We start from the raw sequence: 20,467 nt of genomic DNA on the forward strand, positions 1-20,467 counted from the left end.
CAGGCTGCGATCTTTTGATCTTTTGACGCCCTCATCATCCCCCACCGTTATCGCGCACCATTCAGCCTCAACCGTATTTGTTGTGACCCAAAGCCCTGTGCCTGACACTCGGACTCAATACTGGCCTGCTGGAGTTCCTGCGATGAATGAGTCCGTACGTTTCGAAGATAAAGTCGTGATCGTCACCGGAGCCGGTGGTGGCCTGGGCCGGGCGCATGCTTTGCTGTTCGCCCGGCACGGCGCCAGAGTGCTGGTCAACGACCTCGGCGGCTCGACCCAGGGCGAGGGCGCCAATGCCTCCGCCGCCGACCGTGTGGTGGCGGAAATTCGCGAAGCCGGCGGCATTGCCGAGGCCAACCACGACTCGGTCACCGACGGCGACAAACTGGTGCAGAACGCCCTCGACGCCTTTGGCCGTGTCGACGTGGTGGTGAACAACGCCGGGATCCTGCGCGACAAGACCTTTCACAAAATGGACGACGCCGACTGGGATCTGGTCTATCGCGTTCACGTCGAAGGCGCCTACAAAGTCACCCGCGCCGCCTGGCCGCACCTGCGCGAGCAAAACTACGGCCGGGTGATCTTTACCGCATCCACTTCGGGCATCTACGGCAACTTCGGTCAGTCCAACTACGGTATGGCCAAACTCGGCCTCTACGGATTGACCCGTACCCTGGCCATCGAAGGGCGCAAGAACAACATTCTGGTCAACGCCATCGCGCCCACTGGCGGTACGCGCATGACCGAGGGGCTGATCCCGCCACAAGTGTTCGAACAGCTGAAACCGGAACTGGTCAGTCCGCTGGTGGTGTACCTGGCCGGTGAGCAGTGCCAGGAAACGTCCGGTCTGTTTGAAGTCGGTGGTGGCTGGATGGGCAAAGTGCGCTGGGAGCGCAGCCTCGGCGCCGGATTCGATCCACGCAGCGGTTTCTCCCCGCAAGACGTCGCGGCGCATTGGCAGCAGATCTGCGATTTCGAAGGGGCGGCGCATCCCAAGGACAACATTGAAGCGCTGAAGGAAATGATGGCGAATCTGCAGAAGTATTCGCTTTGACATCTGCCATGACCGTCAAGCGACCTGTCCCACCGGCATGAATCTCGCCCATAAAAAAGGCCGCTGCAAACGCAGCGGCCAAGGTAAGACGTTGGATCAAGGAGCTACAAATCAACGTCAGTGAACACCGGGGCGATCAATCGAAGCATCGATTCATCTGAAATCGGTCAGCGCTGGCGCGAGTTGCTCGGCAGCCAAGGCTGGTTGCTTTGCGGCGTGTGCCGTGAAAGCCCGCTCAGAATAAGCACTTGAGATCGAAGGAAACAGAGCGATTCCGGACATGCACTGTTACGGGGCATGCAACAGTCGTGTCCGGCTACGCTATTGGTTCACTGAAGGGATTGTGGCTGTTGTTTCAAGGGCGCAGGTCGTCGGCCTGATAGCCCATGCGCCAACTGACGGCGCGTGCCGCCGCCAGCAATCGCCGGGCGGCCGGGCCGTTTTCATCCGCGTGGAACAATGAAGTCGGGCCGACAATCGTCAGTACCGCTGCGATCTGCCCGACGGCGTTGAACACTGGCGCCGACAACGCATCCACGCCCGGCATCAACAAACCGTGCACATGATGCAAGCCGCGTTCGCGGATCTGTTCACACAGGCTGGCGTAGTTTTTTTCATCGGCCAGCGGATGGTCGGCGATGGCGGTTTCCAGTACGCGCAGTTCATCGGTTTCGCGATGCGGCAGATAGGCACTGAACACCAGGCCAGTGGATGAACTGAGCAGCGGCAATACCGAACCCAATTGCGTGACCACCGTCACCGCGCGCACTGCCGGCTCGATGTGCACCACGGTCGCGCCCTGATTGCCCCACACCGCCAGAAAGCAGGTTTCATTCAGTTCATCGCGCAACTCGGACAGCGGCAGGGCGGCGACTTTCAGCACGTCCATACTGTTCAGGGCTGCCAGGCCCACGCGCAACGCTTCACGGCCGAGTCCGTAATGGTTGGTGGCGGCGTTCTGCTCGGCGAAACCACTGGCGATCAGAGCCTGAAGATAACGGTGCACCTTGCTGGCCGGCATCTGCACATGTTCGGCCAGACGCGACAGTGAGGTGGAGGGCGATAACTCGGCCAACGCCTTGAGGATGTCGGTGCCGACCTCGGCGGAGCGGACTTTCTGTTTGCCGTTGCTGTCGCTGGTTTTTTCCATGGTGCGGCCGGGATCCGAAAACGAATGGGCGTCTTTATAGCTTGACGCTGGATAGCGAGCAAATTACGTTATGCGTAATCGAATTACGATAATAACAACCCCGGCGTGCGCAAACCTCTGAGCCAGAGCGATGGGCCACTGCCGACTCCCTGTTCAGGAGGCTCCATGAACCTCGATTCAAACGCGTCGGCGCTGGCGTACCAGTCCGGTTTCGGCAACGAATTCAGCAGTGAAGCGTTGCCCGGCGCCTTGCCCATCGGCCAGAACTCCCCGCAAAAAGCGCCCTACGGCCTCTACACCGAATTGCTCTCCGGCACGGCGTTCACCATGACCCGCAGTGAAGCCCGGCGTACGTGGCTGTACCGGATTCAACCGTCGGCCAATCACCCGGCGTTCGTCAAACTGGAGCGGCAACTGGCCGGCGGCCCGCTGGGTGACGTAACCCCGAATCGTCTGCGCTGGAATCCCCTGCAGATGCCCGCCGAGCCAACCGACTTCATCGACGGCCTGATTGGCATGGTCGCCAACTCGGCGGCGGAGAAGCCTGCCGGCATCAGCATCTATAACTATTGCGCCAACCGCTCGATGGAGCGGGTGTTCTACAACGCCGACGGCGAGCTGCTGCTGGTGCCGCAACTCGGGCGACTGCGCATTGCCACCGAGCTCGGTGTGCTCGACGTCGCGCCGCTGGAAATCGCCGTGTTGCCACGCGGTCTGAAATTCCGCGTCGAACTGCTTGATCCGCAGGCGCGCGGTTACGTTGCCGAGAACCACGGCGCGCCGCTGCGCCTGCCGGATCTGGGGCCGATCGGCAGCAACGGTCTGGCCAATCCACGGGACTTCCTCGCGCCGGTCGCTGCCTACGAAAACCTGCAGCAGCCGACGACGCTGGTGCAGAAATTCCTCGGCCAGTTGTGGGGCACCCAACTCGATCATTCGCCGCTGAACGTGGTCGCCTGGCACGGCAACAACGTGCCGTACAAATACGATCTGCGCCGTTTCAACACCATTGGCACCGTGAGTTTCGATCATCCTGATCCGTCGATTTTCACTGTGCTGACCTCGCCGACCAGCGTGCATGGCATGGCCAACCTCGACTTCGTGATCTTCCCGCCACGCTGGATGGTCGCCGAGAACACCTTCCGTCCACCATGGTTCCATCGCAACCTGATGAACGAATTCATGGGCCTGATCCACGGCGAATACGACGCCAAGGCTGAAGGCTTCGTGCCCGGCGGTGCATCCCTGCACAGCTGCATGAGCGCCCACGGCCCGGACGGCGAAACCTGCACCAAAGCAATCAACGCCGAGCTCAAGCCGACGAAGATCGACAACACCATGGCCTTTATGTTCGAGACCAGTCAGGTGCTGCGTCCAAGCCGCTTCGCCCTCGACTGCCCGCAACTGCAATCCAATTACGACGCCTGCTGGGCCACGCTGCCCGCCACGTTCGACCCGACCCGGAGATAACCCATGACGCAGAATTCGATCACCCGCAGCTGGGTCGCTTCGGCCAACGGCCACGCGGATTTCCCGTTGCAGAACCTGCCGCTGGGCGTATTCAGCATCAACGGCTCGGCGCCGCGCGCGGGCGTGGCGATTGGCGAACACATTTTCGATCTGCAAGTGGCGCTTGAAGCCGGTCTGTTTGACGGCGCCGCGCGCAGTGCGGTCGAGGCCATGCACGGCGGCCTGTTGAACGCCTTCTTCGACCTCGGTCGCGAAGCCCGTGTCGCCTTGCGTACGCGCTTGCTGGAACTGTTCAGCGAGGGCAGCAGCCATCGCGGCGCCATCGAAGCCCAAGGCGCAAAACTGCTGCCCTTGGCTGCCGATTGCCAAATGCACCTGCCGGCACGCATCAGCGATTACACCGACTTCTACGTCGGCATCGAACACGCGCAAAACGTCGGCAAACTGTTCCGCCCGGACAACCCGTTGTTGCCGAACTACAAGCATGTGCCGATCGGTTATCACGGTCGCGCCTCCACCGTGCGCGCCTCCGGCACCGACGTGCGCCGCCCGAAAGGCCAGACCCTGCCGGCCGGTGCCAGCGAGCCGACCTTCGGCCCTTGCGCCCGACTGGACTACGAGCTGGAGCTGGGCATCTGGATCGGTCAGGGCAACGACATGGGCGAGCCGATTGCGATTGGTGACGCCGCCGAGCACATCGCCGGTTTCTGCCTGCTCAACGACTGGTCGGCCCGCGATATCCAGGCCTGGGAATACCAGCCGCTGGGCCCGTTCCTGTCCAAGAGTTTTATCACCAGCGTCTCACCATGGGTGGTGACGGCCGAAGCGCTGGAGCCGTTCCGTATGGCACAACCTGCGCGCCCTGAAGGTGATCCGCAGCCGCTGCCTTACCTGTTCGACAAGCGCGATCAGGAGGCCGGTGCCTTTGACATCGAACTGGAAGTGCTGCTGCTCACCGAAGCCATGCGCGAGCAGAATCTGCCGGCCCATCGCCTGACCCTGAGCAACACGCGCTACATGTACTGGACCGTCGCACAAATGGTCGCGCATCACAGCGTCAACGGTTGCCAGTTGCAGGCCGGTGACCTGTTCGGTTCGGGCACTTTGTCCGGTCCGGAAAACGGTCAGTTCGGCAGCCTGCTGGAAATCACCGAGGGCGGTAAAAAGCCGATCGAACTGGCGTCCGGCGAAGTGCGAAAATTCCTCGAAGACGGTGACGAAATCATCCTGCGCGCGCGTTGCGCCCGAGAGGGTTTTGCCTCGATCGGCTTCGGCGAATGCCGCGGCACAGTGCTGGCGGCGCGCTGACAGGAGCGGCTCATGGATCTCTACACCTATTACCGTTCCACCTCGTCGTACCGGGTGCGTATCGCTCTGGCGCTGAAGGGGCTCGACTACAACGCGCTACCGGTCAATCTGATTGCGCCGTCCGGGGGCGAGCATCGGCAGGCGGCGTATCTGGCGATCAATCCGCAGGGCCGGGTGCCGGCTTTGCGTACTGATGACGGCGAGTTGCTGATTCAGTCGCCGGCGATCATCGAGTACCTGGAAGAGCGTTATCCACAGCAGCCGCTGCTGCCGGAAGATCTCGCCGCCCGCGCCCATGTGCGTGGCGTCGCGGCGGTGATTGGCTGCGACGTGCATCCGCTGCACAACGTCAGCGTGCTCAATCGTCTGCGCCAGCTGGGCCACGAAGAGCCGCAGGTGGTGGAATGGATTGCGCACTGGATCAGTCAAGGGCTGGCGACCGTCGAGCAGTTGATCGGCGACAGCGGTTTCTGTTTCGGCGAGTGGCCGTGTGTGGCGGACGTTTATCTGATTCCACAGTTGTACGCGGCGGAGCGCTTCGGTGTTTCGCTGCAGGCTTATCCACGGATTTGTCGCGTAGCCGCGTTGGCGGCTGAGCATCCGGCGTTCATCAAGGCGCATCCGGCCAACCAGCCCGATACACCGTAAGACCCTGTGGGAGCGAGCCTGCTCGCGAAGAGGTCGTATCAGCAGACATTCTTTTAGCTGGCACACCGCTTTCGCGAGCAGGCTCGCTCCCACAGGAGGTCCGTGTTGCCCCTAAAAAATCATAAAAACAAAACAGGTACCTTGCGATGCACAACCAGATTGCCAGCTTCCGGGCGGCACTCGACGCCCGTCCTGTGTCCCGCTATCAGTGGTTGCTCTTGATCCTGCTCGCCTTGTTGCTGGTCACCGACGGCTATGACGCCCAGGTGCTCGGTTATGTGGTGCCGGCCCTGGCGCAGGACTGGGGCCTGGAGAAAGCCGCCTTCGGGCCGGTTTTCAGTGCCAACCTGTTGGGCCTGACCCTTGGTTCGCTCGCGGTGACGCCGCTGGCCGACCGCTTCGGCGTGCGGCGAATTCTGCTGGCGTGCGTGCTGATCTACGCCACCCTCACGGTGTTGATGGTGTTCGCCGATTCCCTGAATACCCTGATGATCGCGCGCTTTATCTGCGGCATCGGCATGGGCGGAGCGATGCCCAGTGCGATGGCGTTGATGTCGGAATATTCACCGCCGCGTCTGCGCACCTTGATGGTCACGCTGGCCGCTTGTGGGTTTTCGTTTGGCGGTGCGGCGGGTGGTTTCGTTGCGGCGGGCTTTATTGATCGCTTTGGCTGGCAAGCGGTGTTCCTCGCTGGTGGTGTCACGCCGTTGCTGCTGTTCCCGTTCCTGTGGTGGATGCTCCCGGAATCGCTGCCGCGTCTGCTGCGTGACGCACCGCCTTATGCGCGTTTGCGCCAAGTCACCGCGCGAATGCTGCCGGACTGGCAGCCACCGGCCGCCTCGATCGAGCAGAACGAGCGCGAGCAGGGCAGCAAACTGACCGTGGTCGAGCTGTTCCGCAACGGTTATGCACGACCGACCCTGCTGATCTGGGCGACGTTTTTTGTCAGCCTGATTCTGCTGTATTTCATGATCAGCTGGCTGCCGACGCTGTTGCTCGAAAGCGGTCTGCAACTCAATGAAGCCAACCTGGTGACCTCGATGTTCCTGTTCGCCGGCACCTTGGGCGCGGTGTGCATGGCGTGGTTTGCCGACCGGCTCAAGCGCAAGGTGCGGCTGCTCTGCGCGGTGTTGGCTGGGGCGGCTGTGTGCACGGTTCTGCTGGGCCTGAATCACGACAATCCGCGCTATCTGGTGGCCTGCGTGTTTGCTGCCGGGTTTTGCATCATTGGTGGGCAACTGACGTTGAACGCCTTCGCCAGTAACTTCTATCCGGCGCAGGTGCGCGCCACGGGCACTGGCTGGGCGCTGGGCGTAGGGCGCTTCGGTTCGATCCTCGGGCCGCTGTTTGGCAGCCTGCTGCTGGCGATGCACATTCCGGTGGCGCAGATTTTCTTCTTCTGCGCGATTCCGGCGGTTATTGCGGCAATGCTGATCATCCAGGTGCGTTCGCCCTCAGATATCCCGCAATCCAATGTAGGGGCGAGCTTGCTCGCGAAGAACGATAACGCGGTCTAAAGGATAAACCGAGGCGCCTGCTTCGCGAGCAGGCTCGCTCCCACACAGGGATTAGTGGACCACGGAATTCGGAGGCAGGTGCCCGAGCCGTTCGGTCAGGCGCAGGCGCTGGATCGGATCGTCGCTGAGCAGCAACGCATGCTCCAGGTCGAAACGCTCGGCGTTCGGGCAGTCGAGGCGCTGATACAGGCTGGCGCGGGCCAGATAATCGGCAGCGCTGGCACCGCCCAGTTCCAGCACGCGTTCGGCATCGATCAACGCAGCGATGTAATCCTCGTGCGCCAGATGCAACTGGCGCAGGTTGCGTGACAGGCGCTGCAGCATTTGGATCGGGGTGGCGACCAATAGATGCTCGGCGTTGAGTTTCATGTGCGCGCCGTACTGACGCTGCAACAACTCGCGACAATCATTCGGGTAGAGCCGCCGGCCGCCGCAGGGATCCAGCAAGTGATCAGCGCCGGGCACCCGCAGCAGGAAATGCCCGGGAAAGTTCACGCCGACCAGCGGAATTTCCAGGCTGCGCGCCAGTTCCAGGGCTATCAGGGACAGGCTCAGTGGCTGGCCGCGACGGGTCTGCAACACTTTGTGCAACAACGCGACCTGTGGGCGCAGCGGCAGAAAATCGTCCTGAGAAAAGCCCAGATCATTCATCCGCCGCAGCAACGGTTGCGCCAGTTCGCTGACTGGCAGCATCGGCAAGCCGTAGCTGACGCGCTGTTGCAGCTCCTTGAAGTCCTGTTGCAGTGCTTCGACATCCAGGCCTTTTTCGTGCTCGGCAGCCATCCACAGCGCCGCTTCGAACAGTGCGGGCGGTGAACGGTGCAGACACTCGAAAAAACGTTGGCGCGGACTCATCGAAATCTCCGGGGCATGCCTCGTTTTAGCCCCGTCCGTGCCATTCGTCCAGTACCGGCCGGGTTATGCCGCAAAGTCGCCGTCGGCGCCGACGCTTATTCCGGTGCGCTTCAGCAATTTTTGGGCGCAAGCCTATACTGGCGACTACCAGAAGTGATTCGGGAGCCTGCCGATGTTCGCTCTCATGCAAAGCACTCGCCTGGAATCGCTGCACCTCAGCGTTGACTCGGTCACCGGGTTGAAGGCGGTCATTGCCATTCATAACAGTCGCCTCGGGCCTGCCCTGGGCGGTTGCCGTTATCTTGCCTATCCCAACGACGAATCCGCAGTCGAGGACGCCATTCGCCTCGCGCAGGGCATGAGCTACAAAGCGGCGCTGGCCGGACTGGCCCAGGGCGGCGGGGTGGCAGTGATCGTACGCCCGGCGCATGTGGAAAACCGCGGTGCGCTGTTCGAGGCTTTCGGGCGCTGCATCGAGCAGCTCGACGGTCGCTACATCACCGCCATCGACAGCGGCACGTCGGTGGCGGACATGGATTGCATCGCCCAGCAGACCCGGCATGTCACCAGCACCACCTCGGCCGGTGACCCGGCACCGCACGCGGCGATGGGGGTGTTCACCGGAATTCGCGCCACCGCCATGGCGCGGCTGGGCAGCGACAATCTCGAAGGATTGCGCATAGCGATTCAGGGGCTGGGGAATGTGGGTTATGCACTGGCGGAACAACTGCATGCGGCGGGCGCCGAATTGCTGGTCAGCGACATCGATCACGGCAAGGTGCAACTGGCGATGGAGCAACTCAACGCGCATCCGATCGCCAACGATGCGTTGCTCAGCACACCGTGCGACATCCTTGCGCCGTGTGGCCTCGGCGGGGTACTCAACAGTCACACAGTGACGCAACTGCGTTGCTCGGCGGTGGCGGGTTCGGCGAACAATCAACTGACGCATCTGGACGTGGCCGATCAACTGGAGCGTCGGGGGATTCTGTATGCGCCGGATTACGTGATCAACGCGGGCGGGTTGATTTATGTTTCGCTCAAGCATCGCGGTGAAGAGCTGGGGACGATCACTGCGCATCTGTCGAAGATTTCCTCGCGACTGACCGAAGTGTTTGCCCATGCGCAGGCCGAGAAACGCTCGCCGGCGCGGGTGGCGGATGAGTTGGCGGAGAAAGTCCTGTATCGCTGAAAAGCAAAAGATCGCAGCCTGCGGCAGCTCCTACAGTGGAATATGTTTCCTTTAGGAGCTGCCGCAGGCTGCGATCTTTTCGATTCAAACGTTGTTATTTGGCAGCTTTCGCCGCTTTGACCGGCTTCACGGGAGCCTCTTCCGGCTCGGCCGTTTCGGCTTTTTCAACGACGTCTGCCGGTGCATTGATCAGCTCCGACAGCGCATCAGGCTGGCTCTTGAACGCCTTGGCGAACACATCGCGGTTCTTCGCCATGTAGATCCCGACTTCTTCAACCTGTTGCTCGTTCAGCGACGGCACGGCTTTTTGCAACACTTCGGACAGCATCTCGGCCAGTTCGAGCATTTTGTCATGACGGTCAGCTTCGGCTTTATCCATGAACAAGCGCTCCAGATCTCGGCTGCTGCGGTATACCACTTCGACGGCCATTCACCACCTCACATGCCTTCACATTTAGTTGTCTTAGCGACTACTGTATTTATATACAGCGAAAGGATAAGCGAATCCCTGCGCTTTGGGTAGTGGCTTTTCAATGTAGACCGGATTCGGCGATTTTCCTGATTTACGCCCCTCAAACAAAACGACCCGCACACGGCGGGTCGTTGGTTTATTTGATTTCAGAACTTGCCGCTGGCGTAACCCCCATCGATGGGCATGATCACACCCGTGACGTAAGCAGACTGATCGCTGAGCAGCCAGAGCACCGCGTTGGCCACTTCGTCCGCCGTGCCGAAGCGCTTCATCGACGTCACGTTGATTTTGCGCTGGGTATTTTCCGGTGCGGCTTTCAGGCGTGCCTCGCTGTTCATGCCGCCAAGGATCGGCCCGGGGGCGACGGCATTGACGCGAATGCAGCCGCCGTCTTCCAGCCGCGCATTCTCGATCGACGCCACCTGGGTCATGCCATTGATCGCCTGCTTGCTGGCGACATAGGCCACCTGGCCGCCAATCGGTACCACGCCGGCGCAGGACGAGGTATTGACGATGGCCCCGGTGCCGCGGTCGAGCATCAGTTGCAGTTCATGACGCATGCAGTGGTAAGTGCCGTTGACGTTGATGTTCATCACCTTCATCCAGTCATCCGGGCACGATTGCGCGAGCGCTGCGTACTTGGCGGTCACGCCGGCATTGTTGAACGCGCAGTCGAGGCGGCCGTAGGCCGAACGAATGCTCGCGAACGCCTGCTCGACCTGCGCCGGGTCACCGACATCGCAGGCGATGAAGCGGCAGTGTTCACCCAGCCGATCGGCCAGCGCTGCGCCTTTTTCTTCGTCTCGGCCGAACACGATCACATCGGCGCCGGCCTTGATCAGGCGTTCGCTGACGGTCTCGCCAATGCCGCTGGTGCCGCCGGTGACCAGGCATACTTTTCCCAGAAAATCGTACATATGTCGCATCTCCTTATGCCAACGCGGGGCGTAAATATTTCGGGTTCACGCAGCAATACACCCGATCCAGTCGCGGATTGCTCTTGTCGCTGAAGCACTGGCTGTCCCATCGACATTTGTGGATGTCGGCGGAGCGGCCCTGCAGGGTTTTATTGATCAGGTCGTTGTCGGCAAACAGCGCCCGCGACATGCCCACCCAATCGCATACGCCGTCGGCCAGTAACTGCTCGGCCTTGTCCAGACCGTCGATGAAACCGGCGTAACCCACCGGCACTGTCGACACCGACTTGATCGCCCGCACGCCGGCTTGCAGGTATGCGTCCATGGTCTCGGAGTGCACGATCAACTGGCCGAAAGTCGCGCCCATGCACATCGAACATTCCAGCGCGGCAACGCCGGCCTGACAGAGCGCTTGAACGGTTTCCTTGATGTCCGGATATTGCAGCCCTTCAGCGCCCAGACGATCGTCGATGCCCAGACGAATGGTGACGATCAATTGGCCCTGGGTACGCTCGCGAATGGCCCTGACCACGTCAAGCAACAGCCGCGCGCGGTTCTCTTCGCTGCCGCCATAGCGGTCGGTGCGCTTGTTGGTGTGCGGTGAAAGAAAGCTGCTCAGCAGGTAGCCGTTGGACGCCTGCAACTGCACCAGGCGTGCGCCGTTGGTCCAAGCCAGCCAGGCGGAGTGGGCGAACTGCTCGATCACCAGGGCGATGTCGGTTTCGTCCATGATCCGCACGCGATAATCCGGATCAAGTTTCGACACGCGCGGGCAGGGCACGCCGCTTGGGGTCAGCACGGCAACCCCGGTGTGCGTGGTGGTGCCCTGGCCGCCGTAATGCTGCAGTTGCACACCCACTGGCGTGTTGACCTGCTCGGCCATGGCGAACATCGCCCTGAGCGATTCGCCGTGATGCGCTTCGAACAGGCCGAGCCCGGTGCTCTGTAGACGCGACTGCGGCGAGACCGTGGCGTTGCACAGAAACGCCATGGAGCAGCCGCCCTCCATGATGCCCTGATAAAACTCGATCATGGCTGGCGTCACGCACCCGCTGTGGTCAGCCAGGTCCACGCCCATCGACGCGAAGAACAGCCGATTGCGCAACTCCAGCCCGCCGGCCAGCCGCAGCGGCTCCAGCACGTGGGGATAGCGCGTCATCATGCTTCCTTCCTGTGTTCGGGCATTGCGGTGGTCTGATCGAAGGTCATCCACACCGGTTGTCCGAGAGCGGGCGCCGGGGCCGGGGCGGTTTCTTCGTGGGAGAAGTAAGCGAATTGTTTGAGCACCTCGCGCCACTTGAAGCGCAACGGCGAATCCAGCTCTGCCAGGTGCAGTTTGAGCGTGCCGGCCTTTGTCGCGTCGCTGGCGTGCAGCGATTGCAGCGGCAGGCTGATCATCCCTTCGTTTTCCAGGTACAGGTAGACGTGTCCGCGCTCGGGGGCGTCAAGCGGGCTGTCGCATTGCACTTGCAGCCCGGCCATCGACAGCAGCTCCAGACGGGCGGAGAGGTGACGCCCGGAATCCAGGCGCACCAGCACTTCATGGCGTATGCCCTTGAGCGGGCGGAACCAGCAGGCCGGGTCGATGTTGATATTCCGCATGCGCTTGAACACCGGCATCTTGATCACTTCGCCATGCAGGCGAATGTCGGCCACCAGTTCGCCGCGCTGGAAGAATCGCGCACGCTTGTCGACCTTGCGCGCCCGTGGCTGCGCCATGCCCTCGTAGTCGCCGACCAGCACATCCACCTGAAACGAAGACTCGGTGTACCGGGGAAAACTCGACAGCAGATCAACGATGGAAATCGACACCTCGCCGCGGGCGTAACCGCTGTGCTCGTAGAACTGTGCATACATCGCTTGGCGTGCCGCTTCGATCAGCATCAGGCCCGGCACGTGCTCGTGGTGCTTGCGGTAGAAAAAGTAATTGGCGGTGTCGTTGAACAGGGTGAAATACAGCAGACCCTGCTGCGGGCAGCCGTCCAGGTTTTTCAGGACATCATGCACCTGCCGGCGCTGATCGAGGCTCAGGCCGTTGTCGCAACCGGGCAGTCGAGCCAGTTTGGCTTCGGTGCTTTCCAGCACCCAGACGCCGCTGAGGATCAGGTGGTCGGTGGTCTTTTCGTAATTCGTCAGCAGCTCCGGCAGACAGTCCGACAGGCCCGCCTGTTCGAGCGCCTGCAGGTCGATGATGGTTGGCAGTGAACGCAGCACCAGACGCTCGCTGTCCAGCCGATAGGCCTGATTGATAACCTCCAGATCCATCGGATCAAGGTTCGCCCGTTGCACGATGGCGGCAGGCAACCAGGCCGGCAGCAAGTGGTGAGCGTCGTAAATCAGCACATCGTCGTCGTGGCCCTTGTGGACGATGTCTTTGGCAACTTTCCTGTGCATGTCGATCATGATCATCCCTCAGTGTTGAACGTTGGTTGTAAGGCAGTTGCTATCCATGGCGTGAAATCGACCCACACCGAAAGGTGCTGCTCGACGCGTGTCGGCAGCTTCAGTTGATGTGTTTTTTGTTATCGCGTGTCGGGCAGTTTTACTGCACCGTGATGTAGCAGGCGCCGAGGGTTCGGTTGTCCAGGACCTGTGGCGGCGCCAGCCATTTGTAGTCAATGCCGCCGCGTTTGAGCAGGCGGCCGATGGCAATCGGGGACACCGACACCAGATGTGAAACGCCGCAGGTTCGGGCGTACTCGAGCGTGGCCATGAACAGGCCGACGGTATTTTCGTCGGACATCACTTGTTCGTTTTTGCCGCCCTCGGCATCGAGGTCCAGTGAGGTGAAGCGCGACAGCTCCCAGATGTCATCGCCGCACGGTGCAGGCTGGTCACCGAGCAACGCGGTGAACACCTCACTCAGCAAATACGGCTGGGTGGTCGGCAACAGGCGTGCGCAACCTTTGATGTTGCCGTCTTCTTCTTGCGCAACGATGTAATGGGTGCCGCTGTGGTCGAACTGATCAAACTCGAAATCGTCCGGTGTTGATAATTGCCAGCCGAGGCGTTCGACAAAGACCTGATAGCGATATTGAGCCAAGCGTTGACGCTTTACTGTCGTCAACTGGTCATAACGTCCTGACAAGTAATCCATCACAGATTCCGTTTAGTGATTGGTTGGGTGGCGATTAAAGTGCACACTGCGCTCGCAGACTACCTGTCACCCTTGACAGCTAGCGGAAACATTTGGAAATATGCTAGGCATGTTGGCAAGAGGCCGACAGCAATAACTGTGGGAAAGGACTCTCTATGTCGTATTGGCAGGCTGAACTGTTGGAAAACGCCATGTCTGCAACGGATGTCGAGTTGTTGTTCGACAATATCAAGACCGTTGCCAGGCAGTTGGAGTTTGATTATGTGGCCTATGGTTCACGCAGGCTTTTCCCCATCACCAAACCTTGCCTGTTTCTCGCCAATAACTATTCGCCGGCCTGGCAAGCTGCCTATTCCGCCAATCGTTACCTGGACATCGACCCTTACGTGATGCGCGCAATGCGCAGCGTGAAACCGGTGCTGTGGGACTCTGAACTCAAGGCTCAGGCGCCCGAATTCTGGCAGGAAGCGCATGCTCATGGAATCTGCGAAGGTTGGGGGCAGACGCTGCTGAACAGCGAAACTCAAGGGCTGGTGACGTTTGCCCGGGGCAGCGAAGCGATCACTGCACTGGAACTCGAAACCAAGCAGGCAGAGCTTTCATGGCTGGCCCAGATCACCCATCTGGGCCTGACGCGCCTGCAAATGCGCGGCGCCGATTCGGTAATCCCGGTACCGATAGAACTGTCGCAAAGGGAAAAGGAAATTCTGCAATGGACCGCTGACGGAAAGTCATCGGACGATGTTTCGGTGATCCTCGGCATCAGCAAAAGGACCGTAAACTTCCATATAAACCATTGCCTGAAGAAACTCGGTTGCCAAAACAAAATCGCCGCGGCCGTTAAAGCTTCGCTGATGGGCTTGCTCTGGAAATAATTACACGAGTCATTTATTCGATAACTAACTGGTGAATTACCGGGGGAGTGTGCGCGAGTTCACAGAATGACCCGGTTAATAATATTTCATTTATAAGCTAATGCCTTTTCAGCGTAACGAACTTATCAAGAAACTTTAGTTGGATCGTCACAATCATTCCTGTCGACGGTGTCTGTTCAACGGTGCGACCAAACGCCACGGCGCAGGTTTCATGCCGTCTCGCCATGATGCGTGGCCTCGTTTCTGCATGGCGCACAGCGCATACGGAAAACCGTCACGTCCAACCGGCATCATCCGCTCGCATCGGGCTAAGGAACATCATCGTGAAAATCAACTGGGCCGAGAAATTGCGGCAAAACGTGCATCAACTGGCCGAGTCTCTGGGCAACCTGTTTGTCGAAACCTTCCACTACCTGGCGCTGTTCGCCATCGGTGCGGTGACCGCGTGGGCCGCGGTGATGGAATTTCTCGGCATGCTCGAAGAAGGCCACATCAAGATCGATGACATTCTGTTGCTGTTCATCTATCTGGAACTGGGCGCAATGGTCGGGATTTACTTCAAGACCAACCACATGCCAGTGCGCTTCCTGATCTACGTGGCGATCACTGCGCTGACCCGCCTGCTGATCTCCAACGTCTCGCACCACAACCCGCCGGACATGGGCATCATCTACCTGTGCGGCGGCATTCTGCTGCTGGCGTTCTCGATTCTGGTGGTGCGCTACGCCTCGTCGCAATTCCCGTCGGTGAAGATCGAAAAACCGCAACGCAAACTCGGCGCCGGTTCCGGTGAACACCCCGAGATCGAGAAGGGCGAGCTTTAAAGTCCCATCGACGGCCGAGGCTGGCCGTTGTTCTGCTGCGGTGGCGGGGGCAGCCCGTCGCCGCTGGTCATCGCTTCGAGGATCGCCATGGCACTGTGGCCCTGTTCGATGGCAATGCCGAATTGAATGCTTTGCACCAGCCGCTTAAGCCGTGCCGGGTCGTTGCGCTGTTCGGCGCTGATCATCCGTTTGGCCACGATCCGGCCGCTGTTGGACAGGGTCAGCATGATGCTGCCGTCCAGCCCCTGAATGCTCAGGTTGATCTGATAGTCCGGCGCGAAGGCATCGGTAATGATCTGAAAAGGGTTGTCCATGATGCGTCACCGCCTGATTGAACGTGCAGTTGTTGACCGGCCGTGATCGGGTTGGTTCGCCATACCGGACCATCGGCCATTCCGTGGCCTGTGTTGTTGCTTTATGTAGAAGCTGCCGCAGGCTGCGATCTTTTGATCTTCAGTGTTTTGATTTCGGTCACAAAGATCAAAAGATCGCAGCCTGCGGCAGCTCCTACATAGGAATTGCAAGGGCTGTGCCGGGAAAATTGTTGGACAATGGATACGGCGTAAAAAAGGCGAGCCCCTGGCTCGCCTTCGTCATTTATGGCCCGTTTCAGGGCAGAACCGAGTAGATGATCGCCGACAGTGCAATCAGGCCGATCAGCACCACGAACACGTTGGAGGCCTGTCCCGAGTACTGGCGCAAGGCTGGCACTCGGCGGATGGCGTACATCGGCATCAGGAACAACAGGCAGGCAATCACCGGCCCGCCGAGGGTTTCGATCATGCCCAGAATGCTCGGGTTGAAGGTGGCCACGGCCCAGCAACTGAGGATCATGAACAGCGCGGTCGCACGGTTCAGCCAGCTCGCCGACATCACCTTGCCACGGCCCCGCAAACTCTTGACGATCATGCCCTGAAAGCCTTCGCTGGCGCCGATGTAGTGGCCGAGGAAGGATTTGGTGATCGCCACCAACGCAATCAGCGGCGCGGCGTAAGCGATGACCGGGGTCTGGAAGTGGTTGGCGAGGTACGACAGGATCGAAATGTTCTGCGCCTTCGCTGCTGCCAGATCGGCCGGCGACAGCGCCAGTACGCAGCTGAAGCAGAAGAACATCACCGTCACCACCATCATGCCGTGGGCCATGGCGAGGATGCCGCTGCTCTTGCGTTCGGCCTCGGCGCCGTAGCGCTGCTTCTGGTCAACCGCGAAGGCGGAGATGATCGGCGAGTGGTTGAACGAGAACACCATCACCGGGATCGCCAGCCACAGGGTCTTGAGGAACGTCGACAGCGGCATCGCTTCCTTGGCGCTGGCGAAGAACGCGCCGTTCCAGTTGGGGATCAGGCTCAGGCCGAGCAACAGCAGCGCGGCGACGAACGGATAGACCAGCACGCTCATGGCTTTGACGATCACGTTCTGCCCGCAGCGCACGATCGCCATCAGGCCGAGGATCAGCACCAGCGACAGGATTGCCCGTGGTGGCGGGGCGATGTGCAACTGGTGTTCGAGAAAACTGCTCAGGGTGTTGGTCAGCGCCACGCTGTACACCAGCAGGATCGGAAAAATCGCAAAGAAATACAGCAGTGTAATCAGCTTGCCGGCGCCGATACCGAAGTGTTCTTCGACGACTTCGGTGATGTCGCCGGAACGCCCGGACAGCACGAAGCGGGTCAGGCCTCGGTGGGCGAAGAAGGTCATCGGGAAGGCCAGCAGCGCCAGAATCAGCAACGGCCAGAAACCGCCGACACCGGCGTTGATCGGCAGAAACAAAGTGCCGGCACCGATGGCGGTGCCATACAGACCTAGCATCCAGGTGGTGTCGGATTTGCTCCAGCCCTTGTGAGCAGTTTCGGTGTTGCGTGTGCGATCTACAGCGGGATTTTCGGCAGCAGGTGTACGTACATCGGTCATCGTTTTTGCCTCGTTATTATTTTTGCTCGGGCTCACGGTTGGCAGGCCGCAAGTTGCGGCCTGCCGGGGCGGTCAGGGAATGCGCGTCAACACTCCACCCAGCTCACGGCCAGGCCGCCCCGTGAAGTCTCTTTGTATTTGTCGTGCATGTCGGCGCCGGTGTCGCGCATGGTGCGGATCACCCGGTCGAGGGAAATGAAGTGTTTGCCGTCGCCGCGCAGGGCCATTTGTGTGGCATTGATCGCTTTCACCGCGGCGATGGCATTGCGCTCGATGCACGGCACCTGCACCAGGCCGCCGACCGGGTCGCAGGTCAGGCCGAGGTTGTGTTCCAGGCCGATTTCGGCGGCGTTTTCCAGTTGTTCCGGAGTCGCACCCAGCACTTCAGCGAGGCCCGCCGCGGCCATCGCGCAGGCCGAACCGACCTCGCCCTGGCAGCCGACTTCAGCGCCGGAGATCGAGGCATTTTTCTTACACAGAATGCCGACGGCGGCGGCGCCCATGAAGAAAGCGACCACGTCATCGTCAGACGCGTCCGGATTGAATTTCATGTAGTAGTGCAGAACGGCCGGAATGATCCCGGCCGCGCCATTGGTCGGCGCGGTCACCATGCGCCCGCCGGCCGCGTTCTCTTCGTTGACGGCGAGGGCGAACAGGTTGACCCACTCCATCGCCGACAGCGTCGAACTGATCACGTTCGGCTTGCCGATTTCCTGCAGGCTACGGTGCAATTTCGCCGCGCGGCGCGGCACGTTCAGACCACCGGGCAGGATGCCTTCGTGGCGCAGGCCTTGCTCGACACACTCGCGCATCACTGACCAGATGTGCAGCAAACCGTTACGGATTTCAGCGTCGCTGCGCCAGGCCCGTTCGTTGGCCATCATCAGTTCCGACACGCGCAAGTTGTGCTGCTTGCACAGGCTGAGCAGTTCGGCGGCGCTGGAAAAATCGTACGGCAGCACCACGTCACCGGCCGGCGCCACACCGGATTCGGCTTGCGCCGCTTCGACGATGAATCCGCCGCCAATCGAGTAGTACGTCTGCGTGAACAGCTCGGCGCTTTCGCCGAAGGCTGTCAGCGACATGGCGTTGGGGTGGTAGGGCAGGCTTTCGTCCAGCAGCAGGAGATCGCGCTGCCAGTTGAAGGAAATTTCTCTCTGGCCGGCCAGAAGCAATAGGCCGCTTTCGCGCAGTTGCTGGATGCGTAGGTCGATGGTCGAAGGATCAATGCTGTCCGGCCATTCGCCCATCAGGCCCATGACCGTGGCGCGGTCGGTGGCGTGGCCGACGCCGGTGGCCGACAGCGAGCCGTACAAACGGATTTCCACCCGACGCACATCCTTGAGCAGGCGTTGCTCGATCAACGCCTGAGCGAAGGTCGCGGCGGCGCGCATCGGGCCGACGGTGTGGGAACTGGACGGACCGATGCCGACTTTGAATAGATCGAAAACACTGATAGCCATGCTAAACCCTTACAAGCAATGGAGTAGGAATCGCTGCCATTTTTTGTAGGACAAGCGCAATGTCGGCGATACTGCCCACCTCGGTCCTACGTGACCAACGAAACTTCCTAAGAAAGCCTTTAGCAGGACTAAACGATGAGTCGTCAATTGCACGCCCAGACCTATGTCTGGCTGCAGGTGTTTTCCTGTGCCGCGCGGCACCTGTCGTTCACCCGTTGCGCGGAAGAGCTGCACATCACTCCGGGGGCGGTCAGCCAGCAGATTCGTCAGTTGGAAGAGCGTCTTGGTTTTCGCCTGTTCCATCGCCGGGCGCGGGGGGTCGAGTTGAGTGCGGAAGGCCAGCGGCTGGCCATCACCGTCAATGAGGCCTACGGCAGCATCGATGCTGAATTGCGTCGTCTGGATGCGGGGATGATCAGCGGAATTTTGCGGGTGCGTTCGATTCCGTCGTTCCTGAGCAAATGGCTGACCCCGCGTTTGCCGCGCCTGCAACAGCGCTATCCGGACATCCAGTTACGGCTGGTGGCCGAGGACAGCAGCGTGCCGTTGCACGAGGGCGATTTCGATCTGGCGATTGACCTGAACGACGGCAGTTATCCGGGACTGTTATCCACAACCTTGCTCGACGAGCAGATTTTCCCGGTGTGCGCGCCGAGTTTGCTGCGCGGGCGCCCGCCGCTGCATGGGCCGGCGGATCTGGTGCATTTCCCGTTGTTGCACGACATCACCGCCTGGCGCGGCAGTTATGAATACGCGGAATGGGAGTTTTATCTGAACGCGATTGGCTTTGAAGGCGCCGACGTACGGCGTGGGCACACGTTCAATCGCAATCACCTGACCATCGAAGCGGCGATCGCCGGTATGGGCGTGGCGATTGCACGGCGCACGTTGCTCAACGATGAGTTGGAGCGCGGGACGTTGATCGTGCCGTTCGGGCTGTCGGTGCCTAACCACAAGCGCTATGTATTGCTCTATGCGCCGGGGGCGTTGAGCCATCCGGGCGTGCGCGCGGTGCATGACTGGCTGGTGGAGGAGGCGGGGATTTTCCGCAGTTTGCACCCGCTGAATGACGGGTAATTGTGAGCAGATTTTGCAGGGTTGCGAGGCGACCCAACTCCCGACCTTACCAGTGACTTGCTCGGTTGTCCGGCTTTTTTTGCGAATGAATATTTATCTTTTTTCAGGGGTTGAAATGTTCGTCAGTCGGGCCGATTGTTGTAACCAAGAGGTCAGGAAATTCAATTCAAGGCCTCTCGCGAGCTAGCTGAAATAAGGGATGAACTATGCAAATCCAAGTCAACAGCGATAACCATATTCAAAGCAGTAAACGACTGGAGGAGTGGGTACGTACAACCATTGAGAGCACGCTCGACCGTTATGAAGAAGACCTGACCCGTGTCGAAGTCCACCTGAGCGACGAGAACGGCGACAAACCAGGTCCCCATGACTTGCGCTGCCAACTGGAAGCGCGGCCAAAAGGCCATCAACCGATTTCCGTCACCCATAAAGCCGATTCGCTGGAACAGGCGATCGACGGTGCAGCCGAAAAACTGGAACATGCGCTGGAGCACCTGTTTGGCAAACTGCGGGGTAAACCGCGCGCTGCCATCGTGCCATTCAGCAAGGCGAATGACGCACTGCTGGAAGAAGAGTTTCTCGAGAACGAACAGGCAGCGATCAACAGTTGATGCGCTGATTTTTCAAGCCACCCCAT

General features: G+C 60.3%; 19 protein-coding genes and 1 pseudogene. 10 read left to right on the top strand and 10 right to left on the bottom strand.

Features of this window, described 5'->3' with window-relative positions; genetic code table 11:
* Positions 1 to 142 precede the first annotated feature (142 nt).
* Positions 143 to 1,054, top strand: a complete 912-nt coding sequence (locus OC71_RS23620; RefSeq protein WP_041073959.1) for an SDR family oxidoreductase — start codon at positions 143 to 145, stop codon at positions 1,052 to 1,054.
* A gap of 355 nt (positions 1,055 to 1,409) precedes the next feature.
* On the opposite strand, the gene OC71_RS23625 is transcribed toward OC71_RS23620, so the two are convergent.
* Positions 1,410 to 2,204, bottom strand: a complete 795-nt coding sequence (locus tag OC71_RS23625) for an IclR family transcriptional regulator (protein ID WP_041073960.1) — start codon at positions 2,202 to 2,204, stop codon at positions 1,410 to 1,412.
* A 165-nt stretch (positions 2,205 to 2,369) separates the two neighbouring features.
* Between OC71_RS23625 and hmgA the strand changes: the two genes are divergently transcribed.
* The 4 genes from hmgA to OC71_RS23645 all read left to right on the top strand — a co-directional run bounded on the left by hmgA (position 2,370) and on the right by OC71_RS23645 (position 7,147).
* Positions 2,370 to 3,674: a homogentisate 1,2-dioxygenase gene (hmgA, locus tag OC71_RS23630; protein WP_041073961.1), complete on the top strand. Its 1,305-nt coding sequence runs from the start codon at positions 2,370 to 2,372 to the stop codon at positions 3,672 to 3,674.
* A gap of 3 nt (positions 3,675 to 3,677) precedes the next feature.
* Positions 3,678 to 4,982, top strand: a complete 1,305-nt coding sequence (fahA, locus tag OC71_RS23635) for a fumarylacetoacetase (protein ID WP_041073962.1) — start codon at positions 3,678 to 3,680, stop codon at positions 4,980 to 4,982.
* A gap of 12 nt (positions 4,983 to 4,994) precedes the next feature.
* A complete protein-coding gene (gene maiA / locus OC71_RS23640) occupies positions 4,995 to 5,630 on the top strand; it encodes a maleylacetoacetate isomerase (protein ID WP_041073963.1) in 636 nt (211 codons plus the stop codon).
* 146 nt (positions 5,631 to 5,776) lie between these two features.
* The gene (locus OC71_RS23645) at positions 5,777 to 7,147 is read left to right on the top strand and encodes an aromatic acid/H+ symport family MFS transporter (protein WP_041073964.1); all 1,371 of its coding nucleotides are present in this window, start codon (positions 5,777 to 5,779) and stop codon (positions 7,145 to 7,147) included.
* Positions 7,148 to 7,198: 51 nt separating this feature from the next.
* Here the strand turns inward: OC71_RS23645 and OC71_RS23650 are convergent, their stop codons facing one another.
* Entirely contained in the window at positions 7,199 to 8,002 is an 804-nt protein-coding gene (locus tag OC71_RS23650; RefSeq protein ID WP_041073965.1) for a SirB1 family protein, read from the bottom strand.
* A 172-nt stretch (positions 8,003 to 8,174) separates the two neighbouring features.
* Between OC71_RS23650 and OC71_RS23655 the strand changes: the two genes are divergently transcribed.
* On the top strand, positions 8,175 to 9,194 hold the full coding sequence (locus OC71_RS23655) for a Glu/Leu/Phe/Val dehydrogenase dimerization domain-containing protein (RefSeq protein WP_041073966.1): 1,020 nt from the start codon (positions 8,175 to 8,177) through the stop codon (positions 9,192 to 9,194).
* Between the two features lie 175 nt (positions 9,195 to 9,369).
* On the opposite strand, the pseudogene OC71_RS23660 reads toward OC71_RS23655, so the two are convergent.
* From OC71_RS23660 to OC71_RS23680, 5 genes and pseudogenes are all read right to left on the bottom strand, one after another.
* Positions 9,370 to 9,624 (bottom strand): annotated as a pseudogene (locus OC71_RS23660) (YebG family protein); the annotation flags it as partial.
* A 188-nt stretch (positions 9,625 to 9,812) separates the two neighbouring features.
* Positions 9,813 to 10,583, bottom strand: coding sequence for an SDR family NAD(P)-dependent oxidoreductase (locus tag OC71_RS23665; RefSeq protein WP_041073968.1), 771 nt, complete (start codon positions 10,581 to 10,583; stop codon positions 9,813 to 9,815).
* Between the two features lie 13 nt (positions 10,584 to 10,596).
* Positions 10,597 to 11,745 (bottom strand): NADH:flavin oxidoreductase, encoded by a 1,149-nt coding sequence (locus tag OC71_RS23670; RefSeq protein WP_041073969.1) that lies wholly within the window; start codon positions 11,743 to 11,745, stop codon positions 10,597 to 10,599.
* The gene (locus OC71_RS23675; RefSeq protein ID WP_254616383.1) at positions 11,742 to 12,977 is read right to left on the bottom strand and encodes an AfsA-related hotdog domain-containing protein; all 1,236 of its coding nucleotides are present in this window, start codon (positions 12,975 to 12,977) and stop codon (positions 11,742 to 11,744) included. Before OC71_RS23675 ends, OC71_RS23670 begins: the two co-directional genes overlap by 4 nt.
* Positions 12,978 to 13,125: 148 nt before the next feature.
* Positions 13,126 to 13,680: an acyl-homoserine-lactone synthase gene (locus OC71_RS23680; protein ID WP_041073971.1), complete on the bottom strand. Its 555-nt coding sequence runs from the start codon at positions 13,678 to 13,680 to the stop codon at positions 13,126 to 13,128.
* A 155-nt stretch (positions 13,681 to 13,835) separates the two neighbouring features.
* On the opposite strand from OC71_RS23680, the gene OC71_RS23685 reads away from it, so the two are divergent.
* On the top strand, positions 13,836 to 14,555 hold the full coding sequence (locus OC71_RS23685; protein WP_041073972.1) for an autoinducer binding domain-containing protein: 720 nt from the start codon (positions 13,836 to 13,838) through the stop codon (positions 14,553 to 14,555).
* Between the two features lie 323 nt (positions 14,556 to 14,878).
* Positions 14,879 to 15,379 carry a phosphate-starvation-inducible protein PsiE gene (locus tag OC71_RS23690; RefSeq protein WP_003221775.1) on the top strand — a complete coding sequence of 167 codons (501 nt, stop codon included), beginning with the start codon at positions 14,879 to 14,881 and terminating at the stop codon, positions 15,377 to 15,379.
* Here OC71_RS23690 and OC71_RS23695 read toward each other — a convergent pair.
* The 3 genes from OC71_RS23695 to OC71_RS23705 form a co-directional block, all read right to left on the bottom strand.
* A complete protein-coding gene (locus tag OC71_RS23695; RefSeq protein WP_041073973.1) occupies positions 15,376 to 15,693 on the bottom strand; it encodes a DUF3509 domain-containing protein in 318 nt (105 codons plus the stop codon). The genes OC71_RS23690 and OC71_RS23695 overlap by 4 nt on opposite strands.
* Before the next feature lie 295 nt (positions 15,694 to 15,988).
* Positions 15,989 to 17,290 carry an HAAAP family serine/threonine permease gene (locus tag OC71_RS23700; RefSeq protein WP_041073974.1) on the bottom strand — a complete coding sequence of 434 codons (1,302 nt, stop codon included), beginning with the start codon at positions 17,288 to 17,290 and terminating at the stop codon, positions 15,989 to 15,991.
* Between the two features lie 86 nt (positions 17,291 to 17,376).
* Positions 17,377 to 18,753, bottom strand: coding sequence for an L-serine ammonia-lyase (locus OC71_RS23705; RefSeq protein WP_041073975.1), 1,377 nt, complete (start codon positions 18,751 to 18,753; stop codon positions 17,377 to 17,379).
* A 135-nt stretch (positions 18,754 to 18,888) separates the two neighbouring features.
* On the opposite strand from OC71_RS23705, the gene OC71_RS23710 reads away from it, so the two are divergent.
* Both OC71_RS23710 and OC71_RS23715 read left to right on the top strand, forming a co-directional pair.
* The gene (locus OC71_RS23710; RefSeq protein WP_041073976.1) at positions 18,889 to 19,830 is read left to right on the top strand and encodes a LysR substrate-binding domain-containing protein; all 942 of its coding nucleotides are present in this window, start codon (positions 18,889 to 18,891) and stop codon (positions 19,828 to 19,830) included.
* 206 nt (positions 19,831 to 20,036) lie between these two features.
* Positions 20,037 to 20,441: an HPF/RaiA family ribosome-associated protein gene (locus tag OC71_RS23715; protein WP_007968091.1), complete on the top strand. Its 405-nt coding sequence runs from the start codon at positions 20,037 to 20,039 to the stop codon at positions 20,439 to 20,441.
* Positions 20,442 to 20,467 lie beyond the last annotated feature (26 nt).

The organism is Pseudomonas sp. W15Feb9B, from assembly GCF_000828175.1.
Classification (GTDB): Bacteria; Pseudomonadota; Gammaproteobacteria; order Pseudomonadales; family Pseudomonadaceae; genus Aquipseudomonas; species Aquipseudomonas parakoreensis.